General features: G+C 65.7%; 2 protein-coding genes. Both read right to left on the reverse strand.

What is annotated here, in order from left to right; all coding sequences use genetic code 11:
* Positions 1-1,869, reverse strand: a 1,869-nt coding sequence (locus tag PUT78_RS20800) for a relaxase/mobilization nuclease domain-containing protein (protein ID WP_274354175.1), incomplete at its 3' end; no start/stop codon positions are given.
* On the reverse strand, positions 1,859-2,288 hold a 430-nt coding region (mobC, locus tag PUT78_RS20805), incomplete at its 5' end, for a plasmid mobilization relaxosome protein MobC (RefSeq protein WP_274354176.1). The genes mobC and PUT78_RS20800, both read right to left, overlap by 11 nt.

The raw sequence follows: 2,288 nt of genomic DNA on the forward strand, positions 1-2,288 counted from the left end.
GTCATCGTAATGGCGGTAGAATTCCTGTGTACTGCCCTGCTTGGTCACCACGAAACGCTCATAATAGGAGGCGGGCGTATCCAGCGGATCGAGACCACGGCGCGCGGGTGCGATGCTGTCTGCCTTCGCCTCGCCTGCCCCATCATCACCAACAGCCTGATCCCCCGCAGCCTGGCGGGCCTTTGCCTCAGTGCCTGTCCGCTGCCCCGCCTGACCTGCCTGCGTCGCAAGCTGATCCGCTGCGCCCACAACCTCGGCCCGCGCCTCTGCGCGGGCCTGATCCTCGATATCGAATGAGCGCGATGAGATATATGCCCTGTCAAACCCTTCACGGCGCAAAGCCGTGATCGCGTCTTCGATCTTCTGCGACGTCTTCTCCTCCAGCGCCTCGCGCCCTGCAGGTGTCATATCGAGACCGACATCATCCCCGATCCGGTCATGCACGCGGTCCACCTCTTCCAGCGCGCGGTCCAGATCATCCTGCTTCGAGAGATCCAACCCGTGATGCTCGGCCACGCTGCGCAGATCATCCATCAGCCAGTCTTGCTCCAGCGCCGCATTCGGCGCGCCCTCGCGCAGCCGCGCCATCAGCGTGTCAGCACTGATCCCGCTGCCTTCCACAGCCCCCCGTATCCGTCCTTCGCCAACCAGCGCGACATGTTCCATCGCGACGGCTGCGTTTTGGGCGGCATAGATGCCCGCTTCGCTGGGGGCCGCGGTCAGTTCCTGATCCCGTGCCTCTGCAGGCAGCAGAGCGTCCAGCTTCGAGAGCGCATCGCTGAGACGTGCTTCTTCTCGCGGGCGCTCGCCCGGCGCGGCTGCCGCAATCCGGTCTTCGGCCTGCACCACGACGGCATCGAGGCGCTCCAGCGCCTGAGTGAAGCGCTCTTGTTGTAACATCGGGACGGCTCCGTAACTGTGGGGATGAAGGCTGCGCCCGGCCGCGAGATCGCTGGCTGCACGCTGAAGGTTCTGCGCCAGATCAGACAGGCGCGTGTAGGAGGCAATCTCGCCCCGGGTGAAACGGGCATGATCGATGGCCTCGATCCCGCGCGCATGCGCGGCCAGCGCCGAATAGCTCTCGGCATGGCGCGCGATCTGCGCGCGTGCATAGTCCAGATCCGCCCCGGTCCGGGGGCGGTCTGCGGTCCGGCCGCGGCGATATTCGGCATCCGTGGGGGCACGGTGGATAATCCCGCGCTGCAAGCGGCTGCTGGCCTCCAGCGCGACACCATAGGACTGACCCAGCTCGACCAGCGTGTCCTTATAGGCCTCATAGCTGTGATCCGTGCCTGCGCGCAGTGTAAAGAGCGGGCCATCCTCGCCCCGCCGGTTGACCACGATATGCGCATGCGGATGTGCGCGGTCGCTATGCGTGGCGGCGATATAGTCGAACTGGCCCTCGAACATGCGCTCGCAAAAGCGCTCAGTGATCACTTCCACGTCGCGGCTGTCAGTGTCCTGGGGGAAGGACACGATCAGATGCGCAGTCTGGCCCGAGGAGGTCATGCCGTCCCAGCTGTCGCTCCAGCGGGTGGCGGCCTCGCGCGCCTCATCCGCAGTGAGCGGCCCGCGCTGCTCGAATGTGCCTTGAGAGTCAAACACGCGGTCCGCCTTGCTCATCAGATAGTCGAGCTGATTGCCAAGCTGGCGGCTGTCATGACACCCGCCCCCGCGCACGAGTTTGACCACGACTGCCCGATTGCCCGATGCCGCCCGCGCCATATGCTGATAGCTGCGCGTGGCGCCAAAACGACGCCCAAAAGATTTGGGTGCAGGCTCATCGCCCTGCCCGCCCGGGCCGCGCGTCCAGCCCTCGTCGAACAACGTGCCCATGGCCGCGCTCACGGCATCCGGCTTACCCGCCATGCGCATCCTCCGAAGACAACGCTTCCCCTACGATCGCATCACCCACAATCACACGGAAGGCCGCATCGCGACCGCGTGCCTTCGCTCCGATCAGCACGGCCAGATGATCGCGCGACCGGGTGACAGCGGCATGAGTTGCACGAAGCAACTCCGCCTCGCGACGGCTAAGCTTGCGGTCCCCGGGCAACAGCCGCGGGTCATTCAGCCGCCGCGCGATCTGATTGAGGTTCGAGCCGATCGCTGACAACTCCCGCCGCAGCTCACGGACAGCCTCAGCGAGCTCCGCATCGGCGCCAAGATACCCCGCTGGATGGCGGATGAAGGCGCGCAGCACCGTCGAGCGCTGGTCCCCCCCAAGCCGCGCGATCAGCGCATCAAAGGCCCGGATATCCGCAACAGGCACCCGCGCGGTCACAGTT

This window comes from Roseinatronobacter alkalisoli (assembly GCF_028745735.1).
GTDB lineage: Bacteria > Pseudomonadota > Alphaproteobacteria > Rhodobacterales > Rhodobacteraceae > Roseinatronobacter > Roseinatronobacter alkalisoli.